General features: G+C 56.0%; 13 protein-coding genes and 1 pseudogene. 5 read left to right on the top strand and 9 right to left on the bottom strand.

Annotated features, from left to right (window positions below):
- Window positions 1–297: 297 nt before the first annotated feature.
- The 3 genes from G7064_RS02715 to G7064_RS02705 all read right to left on the bottom strand — a co-directional run bounded on the left by G7064_RS02715 (window position 298) and on the right by G7064_RS02705 (window position 4245).
- Complete coding sequence (locus G7064_RS02715; RefSeq protein WP_240935686.1) at window positions 298–1902, bottom strand: MBL fold metallo-hydrolase RNA specificity domain-containing protein; 1605 nt, start codon at window positions 1900–1902, stop codon at window positions 298–300.
- 251 nt (window positions 1903–2153) lie between these two features.
- The gene (locus tag G7064_RS02710; RefSeq protein WP_166072345.1) at window positions 2154–3008 is read right to left on the bottom strand and encodes a universal stress protein; all 855 of its coding nucleotides are present in this window, start codon (window positions 3006–3008) and stop codon (window positions 2154–2156) included.
- Between the two features lie 397 nt (window positions 3009–3405).
- Complete coding sequence (locus G7064_RS02705; protein ID WP_166072344.1) at window positions 3406–4245, bottom strand: DUF6544 family protein; 840 nt, start codon at window positions 4243–4245, stop codon at window positions 3406–3408.
- 96 nt (window positions 4246–4341) lie between these two features.
- Here G7064_RS02705 and G7064_RS02700 point away from each other — a divergent pair, with 96 nt between their 5' ends.
- Window positions 4342–5280, top strand: a complete 939-nt coding sequence (locus G7064_RS02700; RefSeq protein ID WP_166072343.1) for a universal stress protein — start codon at window positions 4342–4344, stop codon at window positions 5278–5280.
- Window positions 5281–5570: 290 nt separating this feature from the next.
- Window positions 5571–7978: pseudogene (gene ppsA / locus G7064_RS02695) on the top strand (phosphoenolpyruvate synthase).
- 116 nt (window positions 7979–8094) lie between these two features.
- On the opposite strand, the gene G7064_RS02690 reads toward ppsA, so the two are convergent.
- Both G7064_RS02690 and G7064_RS02685 read right to left on the bottom strand, forming a co-directional pair.
- Window positions 8095–8919 carry a universal stress protein gene (locus tag G7064_RS02690; RefSeq protein ID WP_166072342.1) on the bottom strand — a complete coding sequence of 275 codons (825 nt, stop codon included), beginning with the start codon at window positions 8917–8919 and terminating at the stop codon, window positions 8095–8097.
- 107 nt (window positions 8920–9026) lie between these two features.
- The gene (locus G7064_RS02685; RefSeq protein WP_166072341.1) at window positions 9027–9236 is read right to left on the bottom strand and encodes a DUF2892 domain-containing protein; all 210 of its coding nucleotides are present in this window, start codon (window positions 9234–9236) and stop codon (window positions 9027–9029) included.
- 571 nt (window positions 9237–9807) lie between these two features.
- Here G7064_RS02685 and G7064_RS22915 point away from each other — a divergent pair.
- From G7064_RS22915 to G7064_RS22905, 3 genes are read left to right on the top strand one after another with little or no spacing between them, the layout of a single operon-like run.
- A complete protein-coding gene (locus tag G7064_RS22915; RefSeq protein WP_317172808.1) occupies window positions 9808–10218 on the top strand; it encodes a hypothetical protein in 411 nt (136 codons plus the stop codon).
- On the top strand, window positions 10185–10925 hold the full coding sequence (locus tag G7064_RS22910; protein ID WP_317172807.1) for a Gfo/Idh/MocA family oxidoreductase: 741 nt from the start codon (window positions 10185–10187) through the stop codon (window positions 10923–10925). The genes G7064_RS22915 and G7064_RS22910 overlap by 34 nt, the downstream gene beginning before the upstream one ends.
- Window positions 10871–11248 carry a Gfo/Idh/MocA family oxidoreductase gene (locus G7064_RS22905; RefSeq protein WP_317172806.1) on the top strand — a complete coding sequence of 126 codons (378 nt, stop codon included), beginning with the start codon at window positions 10871–10873 and terminating at the stop codon, window positions 11246–11248. Before G7064_RS22910 ends, G7064_RS22905 begins: the two co-directional genes overlap by 55 nt.
- A gap of 127 nt (window positions 11249–11375) precedes the next feature.
- Here G7064_RS22905 and G7064_RS02675 read toward each other — a convergent pair whose 3' ends face one another.
- The 4 genes from G7064_RS02675 to G7064_RS02660 form a co-directional block, all read right to left on the bottom strand.
- On the bottom strand, window positions 11376–13001 hold the full coding sequence (locus G7064_RS02675; RefSeq protein ID WP_166072340.1) for a DUF4394 domain-containing protein: 1626 nt from the start codon (window positions 12999–13001) through the stop codon (window positions 11376–11378).
- A 307-nt stretch (window positions 13002–13308) separates the two neighbouring features.
- Window positions 13309–13671 (bottom strand): DUF4394 domain-containing protein, encoded by a 363-nt coding sequence (locus G7064_RS22680; protein ID WP_166072339.1) that lies wholly within the window; start codon window positions 13669–13671, stop codon window positions 13309–13311.
- Entirely contained in the window at window positions 13659–14237 is a 579-nt protein-coding gene (locus tag G7064_RS22675) for a DUF4394 domain-containing protein (RefSeq protein WP_166072338.1), read from the bottom strand. Before G7064_RS22675 ends, G7064_RS22680 begins: the two co-directional genes overlap by 13 nt.
- 349 nt (window positions 14238–14586) lie before the next feature.
- On the bottom strand, window positions 14587–16221 hold the full coding sequence (locus G7064_RS02660) for a DUF4394 domain-containing protein (RefSeq protein WP_166072337.1): 1635 nt from the start codon (window positions 16219–16221) through the stop codon (window positions 14587–14589).
- Between the last annotated feature and the right edge of the window lie 305 nt (window positions 16222–16526).

Raw genomic sequence — 16526 nt, 5'->3', positions numbered from 1 at the left:
AAATCCTGAAAAGCAGGCGACTAGCCCGTGGTGGAAGAATGGTGCGAGCCCTGCCGCTGGTGCCAGAGTAGGCCGGTCAGGGTGAGGAAAAGGAGCCAAAACCAAAAAGCGGGCGTGATCATAGCGTTAAATGAAAAGCAGTGAATACTTCGCTGTCAGGAGGCGTTTACCATGATAAAAGTCGTGATTAGCAGCGCTCCAGGGAATGGCTTTCGTCACCTGAAGCCTTGACTTTGGTCATGCTTTGCTTGCGTTTGCAAGGCGCTTTTTACGCCGATTTTTGTCTGAGCACCACGCCTAAATCCCGGTGAATAGCTTAGCCGATTCTCGATATTCCGGCACGATTACCGACGGCCAGCCTAGGTCATGATGCAGGGTCTGGGCCAGCTTGGTGGCAGCCTCGGGCTCGCCATGAACCACGAATGTGCGCTTGGGGGGCTTTTTGAAGTTGCTTAGCCAGCGCAGCAGTTCCGAGCGGTCGGCGTGGGCCGAGAAGCCATCAAGCTCCGATACGTGGCAGTGCACAGGCACCACTTCTCCAAACATCTTGATCTGCTGCGCGCCGTCCTGCAGGTCGCGGCCCCTGGTTCCTTCGGCCTGGTAGCCCACCAGCAACAGCGTGTCCTGGGGCCGGGGCAGCCGATGATACAGATGGTGGATGATGCGCCCGCCCGTGAGCATTCCGCTCGACGAGATGATGATAGCCGGACCCGCCAGCTGATTCAGGGCTTTGGATTGCTGCTGCTCGCTTACAAACGTCAAGTTCTCGAAGTAAAACGGGTTGCTCTCGCCCAGCCGGTGCGCCGCGGTGTGGTGCTGAAAGAGCGAGGTGACGCGGATGCCCATGGGGCTGTCGACGTACACGGGTACCTTGGGTATGCGGCCTTCCTGCCGAAGTTTTTTCAGGTAGTAAAGCAGGGTTTGGGTGCGCCCCACGGCAAAGGCGGCGATGAGCAGCACGCCGCCGTGCGCCAGCGCCTCATTGACCAGCCGCACTAGTTCCTGCTCGGGGTCCTGAATACGCGTATCCCGGTCGCCGTAGGTAGACTCCACCAGCAGCACGTCGGCCGTTTCGATGGGCGTTGGGTCGTATAATACCGGGTTGTCGTAGCGGCCCAGATCACCGGAAAAAACCAGCTTTTTCGATTGTTGACTGCCTTTTACGGTCAGCTCGGCAATTGCGGAGCCCAGAATATGGCCCGCGTCGCGGAATACGACGTGCACCTGATCGGTGACCTGCACGGGCGTGTCGTAGGGCACCGAACGCAGGAGGGTAAGCACTTGCCTGGCGTCGGCAATGGTATACAGGGGCTCGGCAGGGTGGTGCTTGGAGTAGCCTTTAGCGTTGGCGTAGGCGGCCTCTTCTTCCTGTAGCTTGGCCGAGTCGAGCAGCATGATTTCGAGCAGATCGGCCGTAGCATCGGTGCAGAAAATTGCCCCCCGGAACCCATCGCGCACGAGCTTAGGCAGGTAGCCGCTATGATCGATGTGGGCGTGCGTCAGCACCACGGCCTCTAGGTCGGGAACGGGCAGCGGCAGCGGCTCACGGTTGCGCAGGCGCAGCTCCTTCAAGCCCTGAAACAGCCCGCAATCGATCATCAGCTGCCGCCGCTGGCGCCCCTGATCGAGCGTCAACAGGTATTTGGAGCCCGTCACGCACTGCGCGGCGCCCAGAAAAGTTAGGCTTACATCGAGCAGCAAATCATCCTCGGAAATCCACGGTTCCCCAATCGGCTTGGCTGAGGGCGCCGCTGCAAGCGGCCTTGGAGTACTGGGGTGGGCTAGCTGCGCCGCGCCGCTAAGTGCCGACTGTATCAGTAAGGGCTCGACGGACGAAATGGGGCTGATTGGACATACCTGGTGCATGGCGTCAAAACAAAGAGTGGCAGCGGCCGGAAGCATATGGTAAGCTATCAGGCTCCCGAAAGCATTACTAGTACAATATATAGGAGGATGAAAACAGAGTCTATGACTTACATCATCTCCTCTCATAATCATTCGTGCATGGTTACCGCTTCCGCCTGGGTAAAGCCTCTGGCCCGCACAATAACTTCAAAAAGCCTTCATTACCATAACTGGGGGGCTTTTTTAACTCGCTATGCGCTTTTCTGATCGGGCTAGATAAAAGGCCCACGAGCAGAAAGCCAACGTGTTCAGGTGAGGCGTGCCAGCCACCTCGGAGTACTCTGGTCCTGCGCGGGGAGCAGCAGTACTGGTATCCGGCTTTCGCGCAGCACCTGGGCCGTGATGCTGCGGTGGAACAGCTGCCCTACGAAGCTATGCGGCCGAACAATGAGCACTAGCAAATCGGCCTGTACATCCTTCACTGCCTGCACAATGCCTTCAGCGGGCGGCAGATTTACCTCCTCGTACAGCTCCAATGCCGTATCGGGCGGAAGCAGCTGGCTCAGGCGAACAGTGGCCAGGGCCCGCTGGCCCGGAAATGCCTGTTGCTCATGTGGCGCTTCGGCATGTATCACGATGTACGTTGCCTGCCAGGAAGCTAGTAGGGGCGCCAAGGCCTTACTGGCTTCGTTCAGGGTAAATGAATTAGCATCGACTGCCAAGGCTATGCGGCGCGGAATGCGGGGGGCGGGGGCGGCTTCCGGGATGGCCAATATGGGCCAATGCGTATCGCGCAGCGCCTGGTTTTGCCACAGCAGGTCCAGCAGGCTACTCTCGGTGCTCGCGCCCATCGCCAGCAGGAGCGGGTGGTAGCGCTCCACGGCCTCCGCTACCAGCTCTACCTCCGCCCGGGTGGAGGCCAGCACCTGCGTAGAAGCCGGCAGCTGCTGGGTCAGGCTCTGCAAAGCGGCGTCCATCTCCGCCTGACTGCGGTAGGTAGTGGTTGCGGTCATGGTCACCAGCTCGGGGTCAGGGGCCACCTCGCTGTAATGATGCAGCAAAATGAGGCGCGCCTGAAGCGGCTCACCCAGCACGGCGGCATACCGAGCGGCGTGCGCCGCCGTCGCTGTCAGGTTAGCTAACACAACGATTGACGGGCTCATAAGGGGATGGTTAAGTGGCGCGAAGCTATACTCAGCAGCGGTCAGGGCTGCCTTAGTTTTGGGGGCATTTCGGTAACGCTACTTAACGTTAGCAGCTTTATGACTAGCGCGCAGGTAGGAGCTTGTCAGGGCCAGTACGGCAAGGAGAAAAATGGGCAGGATAAGGCTGAAAGCGTTCATAGTGGTAGCAAAAGTGAGGCACAGCACGCTGGTCCCGGGTGAAAGAAATCATGCTATAAACATCCGTTTTCAGAAAGAACAAAGCCATGATATAGGTTAGCAAAGTGTCTGATCTATATCATGTTTGCCTCTACTCCGGTTCGCACGCCACGAGCGAGACGCAGAGCAGCATCACCGTGGTCGGGCGCTGCTAGCTTTATGGAGCCGTTGGAGATATTTAATACGCGTTCAGCTCATTGTAATCCAGCTCCTGAAGCCGGAATCTGGCGTAGGGCCGCCGCTGGCCATCTACTACCCAGCTCGCTTCGGCTACTGTAGGTACCCGCACCCCGTGAAAAGTGCGATACTCGGAGAAATGCCCCACCCAGGGCAAAACAGCAGTGTCGCTCTGGTAGCGCTCCGCTTCGAATCGGGTTAGCTCATTTTGCTCATTAAAGCGCACCAGATACGACAACACTTGACCCTGATACGTGAGGGTAAGCGTAGCAGAGTGTTCATCCACGGGTGTCCAGTTTACTCGCTCGCTGGGCAGCAGGGCAGTGGGCAACCAGGCAATTTCGCCCAGCCAGCGCAGTAGCTCGGCCTGGTCGTAGCGCGGCCCGCGGCCGTGCACCACGGGGGCCAAACCAAATAGGCGCACCAGCAACTTGCCCCGCCCGGCTACATATTCATCGCGGGCGATAAAACGGGCGGTGGTACCCTGCCAAATGAAGGCCGGCGGATCGGCGATAATGTATTCTTCGCCGGAAATTGCCCCCCAGTCACCATCCAGGGAGGTTTTAAACTGGCCCGTATGCCGAAGCCGCGCCGTGCGCAGATAGGGCTGACCATCGGGTAGCACCTGACGGAAGTAGCGCTGCACCGGCGCCGGCAAATCGGCCAGCTGGGTTTCGTGGTAGATGCGTGCGGTGACGTCGGTAGACTGGCGCAGGAGTCGCTGCGCATCCCGGCGCAACTGGCGACCTACCAGGGCGCGCCCAACTACAAACCCGGTGGCGGCCGCCGCTGCAATTCCCGCCGCCAGCAGCCACGGCTCCTTATTGTTCTGGATCTTCATCGCTTCGGATTGTTGGGTATAGGCTTTTAGGAAGCAGTTGCTAAAAATTAGTCAAGAATATGTCCGTAAAATTATATATATTACTATCTCAGGTACATGACGAATACGGGGTCATTGCTTGATAAAAATCAAGCGCACGGGCACATGGTGCGCACCTTGATGCTGCCTGTCTGCTGGTTTTCTGTCAGTAGCTTCACTCTTTCGCTGCTCCTGCTCATGGTACCTTCCCTGCTCATTCTGACCGATTTCTTTCAGGGTGCCAACCAGGCGCTCGACTATGCCTCCAATCTGGCCGATCCGCTCGGAGCCCGGCTGGTGCTGCTGCACGTGCGCCGCAACTCGGTGCTAGATCCGGAGATGCAAAGGGGAGTTTTATCAAACCTTAGTCGGGAAGCCATCAATCTGGTTATGAATGATATAGCCAGACAGCTGGCCGTGCCGGTAGTGGCGGAGGTCGGATACGGAGGCATGGCCGCTGCCGTAGCGGATGCCGTCAGTCGGCACCATCCTGAGCTAATCGTGCTGGGCCGGCCCGAGTACTCCACTACCCCCGCTGAAATGGTGGAAACCACGTCTTTGGATATTCTACGGGCCGCTCCTTACCCCATGCTGCTGGTGCCGCACAATGTAGTGAGCAGCTCGCCGCCCACGCGCCTGCTGCTGGCGGTTGATGGTCAGCCGTTTGATTTGGGTGAACACGCGGGGGTGGTACACCGGCTGCTGACCGAATTGCGGGCTTCGCTCACGGTACTGTACGTAACAGCCAACGCCGATTTCGGCAAAAAGCCCCCCGAGGCCCTGGAAGCGGTGGTGCGCGCCGGCCTGCTGCTGGAAGCGGCGCCGGTTGAGATGCGCACTATCAGCAACCGTAGCACGGAAGCGGGCATTTTGCAGGAAGCCAAGCAGCCGGAGTATGACATGCTGGTGGTCATCTCTCGGCGGCGCAGCTTTCTGGGGCAGCTATTCCACCGCAGCGTCACAGCGCAACTGCTGATGCACAGTGAGTTGCCGGTGCTCGTGCTGCCTGCTCTCTGATATAGTGCTCGCAACCCGTACGTCGAAAGCTTGAGTGAAGCCAGTAGTGATGAAGATCATGAATGGCTATGTTATTTCTCATTTTTATAGAGTGCCAAACCCCGCACTTTTAGGCTAGAAGCACTGCCCGCAAGCGCCGGCTTAATCACCCAAAAAGCCCCCAGACGGGCTGATTGGCCTCTGAATATCTGACCGATTCCGGAAGCAAAAGCTTACGATTTTGGAGGGGACAGCCTGCTTTGCCTGCATAAAACTCGGCGCGGTTTTACTCATTTAGCACTTCTATAGTTATGGCACAGGAAGCATACACTCGGTTCTTCCGCGAGCTGACCAACCAGCAGGTCGCGTTGGTAGGAGGGAAGAACGCCTCTCTAGGGGAGCTTTTCAACCAGTTGATTCCTAAAGGAATTAACGTGCCCGATGGGTTTGCTACAGCCGCCGCCGCCTATTGGCAGTTTCTGGATGAAAACCAGTTGCGGCAGCCCCTCACCACGCTACTGGCAAGCCTTGACGAGAAGGAGCTGACGAATCTTTCGGCCGTAGGCACCCAGGCGCGGGCCTTGCTAACGCAGGCCAAAATGCCCCCAGCGTGACGGAGGCTGTTCGGCAGGCGTACCGGGAGCTTTCAGCTGGTCACTCCGACGGGGGCCTACCGGTAGCTGTGCGCAGTAGTGCCACGGCCGAAGATCTGCCCACGGCCAGCTTTGCCGGACAGCACGATTCGTTCCTGAATGTGCAGGGCGAGGAGGCCGTGGTGCAGGCCTGTCAGCGGTGCTTTGTGTCTTTGTTCAACGACCGGGCTATTAAGTACCGGCTGCAAAATGGCTTTGATCATCTGCGCGTGGCCTTATCAGTGGGCGTGCAGATGATGGTGCGCTCCGATGTGGGCTCGGCGGGCGTGGCTTTTACCATCGAGCCCGAAACCGGTCACGCCAACCTTATCTACCTCACCGGCAGCTGGGGCCTGGGCGAAAACGTGGTGCAGGGCGCCGTCAATCCCGACGAATTTTATCTGTTCAAACCCTCTTTGCGGAGCGGATACCGGGCCTTGGTAACCCGCAAGCTTGGCGACAAAGCCAAGACCATGCGCTATGCCCAAACCGGCATCGAAAACTCCGACACCCCGCCTGAGAAGCGCGCTATGTTCGTGCTGTCCGATGCGGAGGCGGAGGAACTGGGGAGCTGGTGCTTGCTTATCGAAGATCACTACGGTATGCCCATGGATATTGAGTGGGCAAAAGATGGCCTGACCAGCAAGCTCTACATTGTGCAGGCCCGCCCCGAAACCATTCACCATGGAAGCAAAGCCCTGCGTTTGCACGAGTACCACCTGACCCAAAAAGGCCCGGTGCTGGCCACGGGTAAAGCAGTCGGTAATCAGATTGCCACGGGCGTGGCGCGCATCATCGCCTCGCCAGCCGACGGGCACCGTCTGCAGCCGGGCGAAATCCTGATTACTGACATTACCAGCCCCGATTGGAATGCGGTGTTGCGCAAGGCGGCCGTCATCGTTACCAATAAAGGCGGGCGCACCAGCCACGCGGCCATTGTGGCGCGGGAGCTGGGCCTCTCGGCCGTGGTGGGCACACTCAACGCCACGGAAAAAGTGCAGGATGGGCAGCTCATTACGGTTTCCTGCGCCGAGGGCGATGAGGGCCAGGTGTTCGCGGGCCAGTTGGCCTGGCAGGAAACTGACATCGATTTGGAGCACGTGGAGATGCCCCGCACCAAGCCCCTGCTCATTCTGGCTGATCCCGACCGCGCTCTGCAGCTCGCTCGTTATCCTAGCCAGGGCGTGGGGCTGATGCGGATGGAATTCGTGATCAATAGCGCCATCCGCATCCATCCGATGGCGCTGGTCGATTTTGACAAGCTACAGGACGCGTCTGCCCGCCAGGAAATTGCGCAGCTCACCGCTCATTATGCTAGCAAGCCGGAGTATTTCGTGGATAAGCTGGCGCAGGCCATCGGGTTTGTAGCGGCCGCTTTTTACCCACGCCAAGTGATTGTGCGCCTGAGCGATTTCAAGACCAACGAGTACGCCAACCTGGTCGGCGGCCGGCAGTTTGAGCCGGACGAGGAAAACCCTATGCTGGGCTTCCGGGGTGCCTCACGCTACTACAGTCCGCAGTACCGCGAAGGGTTCCGGCTGGAGTGCGAAGCGCTGCGGCGCGTGCGCCTCGACTGGGGCCTCACCAATGTGAAGGTGATGGTGCCTTTCTGCCGCACCGTGGCCGAAGGAAAGCAGGTGGTGGCCCTCATGGCGGAGTTCGGATTGAAGCGGGGCGAGCAGGGGCTGGAGGTGTACGTGATGGCCGAAATTCCCAGCAATGTTATACTGGCCGAAGATTTTGCTGCTGTCTTCGATGGGTTCTCTATCGGCTCCAACGACCTCACCCAGCTTACCCTAGGCATCGACCGCGACTCGGCAATCGTGAGCCATTTGTTTGACGAAAACAACGAGGCCGTGACCCGGATGCTCGCCCAAGTGATTCGTACGGCCAAAGCCTGCGGCCGACCCATCGGGCTGTGCGGGCAGGCCCCCAGCGACTACCCGGCGTTTGCCCAATTTCTGGTGGAGCAAGGTATTGATAGTATCTCCTTTACCCCCGATGCCCTGCTAAAAGGAATGAACAATATGGTGCAGGCCGAGCACGCCCTGCAACCCCGCCAATCGGCCCCGGAAGTAGGAGCTTAAAGATTGGCTTAACCCAGTCCGGGGGGCTTTTTTAGTGCCAAATGCAAAGAAGCGAGTCGATGGATACAGTTTGAGTACTGTATCCATCGACTCGCTTCTTTGCTCTGAATCTTGCCTTAAGCCGTGGTGGGCAGCACCAGCACCGGCACCGGACTACGACGCAGAATATCGGCCGTGACGCTATGGTGAAAAAGCCCCCCAAGGAAGGAGTGCGGCCGGGCCAGCAGCACAAGAAGCTGGGCGTGCAGCTCCGCGGCCGCGTGCAGAATGCCGTCGGCCGGAGCTTCTTCGCACACTTCGTACAGGCTGTTCTCCGTTAAATGCCCAAATAGACCCGTACGCTGCGCTGATGCCAGCCCCACGTCGGCGCGCGAAGGACCCGTAGCCTCCGCCACGTGCACGACGGTCGTGGTGAGTTTCAGGCTGGTCAATAGCTCCGTGAGGGCAAGGGAAGGCGCACTCAGCCAGAACGCTTTATCATCGGTGGCTACCACCGCGCGCCGGGGCAGCTCGGTACTCTGCCAAACTTCGGGAACCACCAGCAGCGGTTGATGCGCCTGTTGTAGAATGGGCAGGACCCAATTGCCGATCATCCTGTCCAGCAAATTGATGGGTTGTTCCCGCCCGCAAGCCAGCAGGAGCGGCCTGTGGCGCTGCACCACGTCGGCCAGAGCCGGGCTGAGCATATCCACCACTATTTCGGCCTCGGCCGGAACCGGAAGCTCCTGTGCTCGCTCCACCAGATAGGCTATAATCTCCTTGCGGCTGGTCACCAGAATGGGCGAGGCCATTACGGCCGCATCCGGCGCCAGCATTGGGTCGAGGTACACGTGGAGCAGCACCAGCCGCCCATCCAAGCGTTGGGCCAGGCGGCTAGTGTAGGTCAGGGCTACCTCGGTGGCAGCTGACATATCCGTTAAGACAACAAAGGCAGGTTGCATAGGCGAAGGGTAGCCAGCTAACGTAGGATATGGGCCGTCTCTGGCCTTATATTGTGGCTTCGGTAGCTACAATACAAGGCCTACAAGTGAGGGCTTAACCCGTGAAGTTAGCTCCGAGATTGGTGGTGCGTGGCAATGCCCAGCAGCGAATAAAAGGGGCAATAGCCGGCAATGCCCGTCAGCAGCAGCGTGAGCGGAATGAGCAGCCAGGCAAGAAGTAGGGGAGTGCTGAAGCCTTGCCGCACCAGATAGCCGGTGAGGAAGGTGGCCAGGAGAATGCGAATCACCCGGTCGTACGAACTTAGATTCTGACGCATGATGAAGTTGCTGATGAGTGAAAAAAGGAGAATGACAGCAGGGACTGGCAGCTTGCCCAACACAGCCTTGAAAGCAGCCGGCAGCCCCTTTTCAAAAAAGCCTTTTAGGCGACCAGCTTCTCCCGGCTTGCTTCTCCAGCTGGCCTGAGAAAAGCAGCTAAGCAGGCAATCCACCGCAGCAGAATACTTTCTGCATCACGAGATGGGTACAAGCCTCGTTTGGTGGCGGCTATCATTAGCCGCGTCGTCTAATATGTATGTTCAGCGAGGCTTGAGAATGTGTTAAATATCGCCCTAATACAATGGCTGTAATATGATGATAGTCAATTAGCTAATTGATTTGCGTCATGCTCCTTCCCCCGGCTAACATTTAGTTGCCAAGTTACTTTCAGGCGCTACCACAGCAGCTTCTGGTGGCGGGCGACCTCAGGCTGATTCAGGCGTTAATAGGAGGCGAAAAAGACGAATAGTGGGGTCGAGAGCTGGCTATGTAGGCCCAAATGACCGTAGAGCTTTTTTATACTTCTTTTCACGTTCTATTCTACTGTTCCATTCTCACAACCAGTGCGCTATGTCACTTACTAACAGCTTACTAAATACAGTGCTTCGGCAGGCCAGCCAGGAGGTATCACGCAAAGAGTTTCTGACCATGGCCGGGCGGGGCCTGGCCGTAGGAGTGGCCGCCAGCACGTTTGCCGGCTGCCAGGAGAAGCCGGGCGGCGAGGCGGCCAAAACAGCTACCCCTACTACCGGCACGCCCGCCTCGGAAGTCACTGCTTCCACCGTATATGCGGCCCCTGGCGGCCAGCAAGTGCCTTCGTCGGAAGCCGTGTCGCCGCCCGCGAAAGTGCCATCGGGCGTAGATAAGCCCATTGAGCTTGAAGCCTGGAAGTCAGAAGTAGACCCCAAGTCGGGCCCCACGCCCACACCTTTGCCCCCGACCAGCGGGTGGGATATGCGTTGGTGGGCCTGGGCCACCTGACGCTGGAAGAACTTCTGCCCGCTTTTGGTGAGTGCAAAAAATCCAAGCCCGTGGCCCTAGTTAGCGGCTCACCTGAGAAGCTAAAGAAAGTCGCCCAGCAATACGGCATTAAGCCCGAAAGCTGCTACAGCTACGAAGACTACGATAAGCTGAAGGACAATGCCGAGGTGAAGGTTATTTACATTGTACTGCCCAACTCCATGCACGCCGAGTACACTATCCGGGGGGCGCAGGCTGGCAAGCACATTCTCTGCGAAAAACCCATGGCCAACTCCGCCGCCGAGTGTGAGGCCATGATTGCGGCCTGCAAAAAAGCCAATCGCAAGCTGATGATTGCCTACCGCATTCAATACGAGCCCTACAACCGCTTGGTACGCAAGATGGTGCGCGAAAACAAGTGGGGCAAGACCAAGTACATTCAGGCCCAGAATAGCCAAAGCTCCGCCAACCCCGACCACTGGCGCCACAAGAAAGCCCTGGCCGGTGGCGGCGCCCTGCCCGATATCGGCCTGTATTGCCTGAACACCTCGCGCTTCCTGCTGGGCACTGAGCCCACGGAGGTATTTGGCTACTCCTACAGCACGCCCGGCAATCCGCTGTTTAAAGAGGTAGAGGAAGTAATGTCGTGGCAGATGCGCTTCCCGGGGGCATTTTGGTCGACAGCATCACCCACTACAACACCCACGACTCGCGCTTCTACCGCGTGAATGGGGAGAAAGGGTGGATGCACCTGAACAATGCCTACGCCTATCAGGGCCAGCAGCTGCAAACCTCCCACGCCGAGGGCCCGGCCAAAATGCAGAACCAGATTACCATCAGCCCAGTAAATCAGTTTGCGGCCGAAATGGACCACTTTTCCACCTGCGTGCTGGAAGACAAGCCGCCCCACACGCCCGGCGAGGAAGGCTTGCAGGACCAGCGCATTATGGAGGCCATCTACCAGTCGGCCCGCGAAGGCCGGCCGGTAAAATTGCCCCCCATGTCAGGTACGGATGTATTTCGCGGGCCGGAGCCGAAAGAGAATGCTTGAGCGAGCTTATAAATAGTGAACATGAAAGCCCAGCATTAGCCGAGCCCAACAAGTGGAATAATGAAAAAAGCCCTTGCTAATTAGCAAGGGCTTTTTGTTAAACTATGTAAAGCGAAAACAGGGCACCTTAGAAACCCAAGCCTAGAGCGAAGCCACCAGGTGCACCACTTATCCCGTTGAGACCGGAAATAGTAAGCGACCGAGCGAAGGTGCGCTCTCCAGTTGCAAGGTTCAGCGTATTAAGCTGAAACACATTATTGGTGCTGTTAACAACGTTAACAAGAATATAGGCGGTGTTGCTAGTGCCTCCAATATCCATGTGGCGTACGTCAGCGGCTACGTTACCAATCTCCTTTAAATTACCAGGAACAAGGGGCGTAACTTGATATAGTTTACTAACAAGATTAATCGAGACATCAGTACCATACAGGTTAGTTGTTGTCGCACCAACAAAGTTATTATCGTGGGCAAGTGTATTTACACCGGGTCGATTGATGCCTACAGCAATACCAATGGGGGAACCTTCGGTGGTAATGCCATTCGTTGGGTTCACAGTCAGGTTCTGGCCAGCTTTACTTACTACGCGAATCATATCTGTAACGGGATCAAAGTCAAAGCTTCCATCGAATATCACAGGTATATTCGTTTGAGCCACAAATGTAGCGGCGCCGGTGCCTAGGTCAATAGTGTACAGATACGCCCCACTTGAAAAGCCTCCTGATAGAATTGTATACAGCTGACCTGTTGCCGGCCTAAAGTCTAGGCCAATAGCCCTTCCACCTCCTCTGATACCAGTAACGTTCTTTGTCGAGACACTGTTTGAGTCTGTTGGATCAACAATAGACAATGTCGTGAAGCTTCCGTCTACATTAGTGGCAATGTAAGCGACAGGCTTTGTAGGGATGGCTAAACCAGTGTAGTTCTGACTTGGGCCGTACTCCGCCAAAGGACGAGCCGCGCCCGTGCTCAAGTTCACGGTAAAGAGTGTAGGCTTGCCTTGTACGGTATACAACCCCAAGGCAGTACCTGTTTTGGCATCAATATCAAAGCCGCCATCACCGCTCACGGGCAGGTTCAGGTTGCCCACGGATACGAGCGTACCGTTGTTCGGTGGGTTAACCAAGTAGAGCTGCTGGTTTTGGGTGTTAATGGCATAAAGCGCAGTCGCGGTAGCACCAGCTACGTTATTGGTGTAGGCCACGCCCGTTAGGGTAGCGCCCGCTGCCCCGTTGATAGTACCATCGGTAGCGGCCACCGTTGCTGTTTCGGGATGTAGACGCAGGTTCTGTCCCGTACTCGTTACCAACCGAATGCGGTCAACCGTCGGGTTAAAGTCAAAGCTCACTACATTGCCCCCCAGCGCGGGGGTGAAGGCCCCCGTCCCAATAACGTGAGCCCTGCCGGTGTTTTGATTGATTACATAAATACGGCTGCCGCTGCTGACCCCATAGAGCTGCCCAGTGCCTGGCCGGAAGTCCATAGCTAAGATTTGTTCACCGCTCTGTAAGCCGGTAATGGCAACCGAGGCGGTCCGGGTGGCTGGATCTTTGGTGGAATACGCATCAAGCCGATTACCCCCTGATAAAGCATAAAAGGCGATATCCTGACCTAAGGGCGGGAAGGTGGGAGTAGTAGGGGGCGGAGTAGGATTGGGTTTGGGGAAGTACTGCTCCAAAATGTCTTCGCAACTCGTGAGCGAGGCCAGCAACAGAGCAGCCGCTCCCCACTTGGAGAGGGTTATGGATTTTAGCATAGGAACGAGAAGATAGGATGAAAGGAAGGATAAATTGAATGATTAGCTTTAGCCACTACGATATGCTAAGGTTATAAGATGCAGTGCCATCAAAATAAAATACAAGTGCGCATTCTCTTTCTCTTGTTAGCTTCTCTCTCCCCTCAACTCATCACAAGGGACGCATAAAAAAGCTGCGAAGTACAATGGTTACTATGTGCGAATACTCCGCAAGCACTTACTCCTCTACTGAATTTGAGCTCCCGATTAAGAAAAAGCCCCCTGTTTAAGAGCGGGGGGCTTTTTTTGCTATCTGAAGAAAAGGAAATTACAGGGCTAACCCGAGCGTAAACCCTGTGATGAACGGCGCGAAGACGAAGCCTGGCGTGGGCGCCGGTCTTATAGCTGGAAAGCCGAAGTCTCCCAATTCTGTGGCCGCGCCAGTTGTTAAATTGATCGAATATAAACGCCCGACATTAGGGCCGCTCATAACCGCATACGCCTTCTTGCTAGTGGCGCCAATATCGAAACTGCCGTCGGAGAGGAAGTTGATACTTAAGGGACCAATTTCTGTGATCGTCCCGGCATTGGGCGGGTTTACTAAGTAAAGCTTATCCTCCGTGAAATCTAGCGCGTACAAGTTCGTGGAGGTAGCACCAGCCACGTTATTATCGTAGGCTAAGCCCACCACTCTATTGGCGTTGCCCCATTAATACGCCCATCTTCAATTGCTACGCCGTCAACCGGATTCACCCGGAGGTTCTGACCTGAGTTAGTCACAATCCGAATCCGATCCACTACGGGGTTAAAATCGAACCCCAAGGTAAGGGACCCACTGAGGGGAATGCTGACGGCTGCGACCAACGTAGCAGCTCCGGTGGCGGGATTAATAGTATACAGGCGGCCATCGGTCGCGCTGGTCGTGGCAACCAGCGCATAGAGTTGGCCGGTGGCGGGGCGTATGTCGAGCCCATAGAGGCGGTCGGTGACGGCGCTCAAACCCGTAATTGGCATTTCCTGGATTTTGGCCAGCGTAATAGGATTGAAAATAATCAATCCATTCTGCCATGCCCCATCGCCGGACCCTGGTGTAACAGCGTCAGCGTAGGTTGTGTATGCTACCGTCTGGGTAGGAATCGTAGGCGGGGTAGGCGTGGGCTTGGGGAAATACTGCTCCAAGATGTCCTCGCAACTCGTAAGCGACGACAATAACAGCACAGCCGCGCCCCAAGTGGCGAGGGAAGAGAATTTTAGCATAGAACCGAGAAGATAGGATGTAAATAAGAATCAATATGATTCATACAATTTTCCATACGTAGCTCGACAATTCGTAGCTGATTGTAGCACTATAATTATTCAAATAGCTGAATACTGCTTACCACGCGTCTGCGGTTGGCGACGGGAACACCTGTCATGGCGCTTGCGGCCGGATCCGTAAGGTCGATAATTTGGAACCGGCCGCATTGTATCCATAGCAGAAATGCGTGGGTAGATTTAGAAGAATACGAAACCTGTTATCGTGTGCCAGACAGCCTAGAGCGTCACACGTAGCGCCTCATCTTATGCAGCAACGTGGTATGGAAACCCTGAAGGTAGCTGAAGCCAGCTAGAAGCCGGGCCCAATTGCCAAGCCCCAGCCGAGATTGGTAGGATAATGCGCCACAAACGTGGTAGATGGGCCAGTGCGCGGATTCAGATTAATGGTGTAGAGATCAGGGCCACTGCCTGCGAATTTGATGAGCAGGGCATAGGCTGTATTGGTGGTTCCGCCAATATCCATGCTGCCCCCAATTATTTGATCTAGTCCCAGTCCTCGCAGTTCCACAGGTCGATTCTCACTGGGCGTAGTCAACTGAGTAAGCCAGCTTCTGGATTCATTCTTATTAAATAGCTCATAGTTGAGGCCGTATAAAGTTGTACTCGTTGCCCCGGCGAAGCTGTTGCTGTAGGCCCAGGTAAAGGGAATAGCCGCAGGGGGCGTAATTGGAGTGTCCTCTACCACCTCACCAGTGGTGGGGTTAATCAGCAGGTTCCGTGCTGAGATAGTGCCTCCTCTCCCCATAAAAATGCGGATACGGTCGGTAACGGGATTAAATTCCAAATCCGAAACGCTTTGATAGAACCCTGAAAGGCTAAGTGGAGCCACGAGCGTAGCAACTCCCGTAGCTGGATTGATGGTGTATAACCGGGCCCCTGGGTTCTGAGAAAAAGACGAAACTGCGAGCCCATAGAGCTGACCGGTGGCAGGACGAAAATCCAGCGCGCTCACGCCTTCATCCTGGGCTAACCCTGTTATGGGCTTGACAACGAGCGGGGCCGGATTCGCGGTAGAAGATGGCGTAGTAGGATTAAAAATCACGAGGCTGCTCCCGGCACTAATATAGGCGACCGGTTGAGTAGGAATAGCAAGGCCCCTGTAGCTCAGGCTAACAGCGTAATGGGCCAGCGGGCGGGCCGCCCCCGTCGTCAGATCCACGGCGAAGAGGGTAGGAATGCCGTTGATCGGGTAGAGGCCTAAGGCCGTGCCAGTGGTAGCATCAATATCAAAACCGCCATTACCACTGACGTTTAGATTTAGCTTGCCTACGGGTACCACCGTGCCCTCATTAGGTGGGTTGACTAAATAGAGCTGCTGATTCTGAGTATTAATCGCATAAAGAGCAGTGGTAGCTACCCCATTCGTGTTGTTCGTATACGCGGCCCCGGTGATGGTAGTCCCTGTTGCCCAATTAATGACGCCATCAGTAGCGGCTACGGTGCCCGTTTCGGGATTCAGCCGCAAGTTCTGGCCCGTAGACGTGACGAGGCGAATGCGGTCGACGGTGGGGTTAAAATCAAAGCCCACTAAATTGCCCCCCAGCGCCGGGGTAAAGGCACCCGCACCGATGGCCCGCGCCACGCCCGTATTCTGGTTGATCACGTAGAGGCGGCTGGCACTGCTCACCCCGTAGAGTTGGCCGGTAGCTGGGCGAAAATCAATTGCTAAAATATGTTCGCCACTTGCCAAGCCTGTGAGGGCCACCGAGGCGGTACGCGTCGCAGGATCCTTTGTGGAGTAAGCATCGAGCTGGGTACCACCCGATAAAGCGTAGAAGGGGATGTCCTGCCCTAAGGATGGAAAGGTCGGAGGGGTGGGGTTACGTGTAGGGAAGTATTGCTCCAGAATATCCTCGCAGCTGCTGAGCAACGAAACCAATAGCACTGCCGCACTCCATTTTGACAAGCGTAAGAAAATATTCATATCATCATTACATGAAAAATTGTGATCATTATAATTTTGATATACTGAAAATACGAAGATCAACCCAGAAAAGTGTCAGATCGAGTAATGAATAAATGGATTGTAAGATAATGATGAGCTGTGGTCTATATATTCGAATAGTAGGCTGAACCGTCGTTTATGGCGTGCCAGAAAAGGAATCGATGCGACTGGTAGTGGTGGCCAATGACTCCTATTACCTAGGTAATTGAGTAAATGCAACGTGCAATACACAAAAAAGCCCCCCAGATATGTCTGGGGGGCTTTTTTGTGTGTTAAAGCTACAG

Source organism: Hymenobacter sp. HDW8, from assembly GCF_011305775.1.
GTDB lineage: Bacteria > Bacteroidota > Bacteroidia > Cytophagales > Hymenobacteraceae > Hymenobacter > Hymenobacter radiodurans.
Note: the sequence above shows the minus strand (reverse complement) of the source record. Positions and strands in the feature narration are given on the sequence as shown.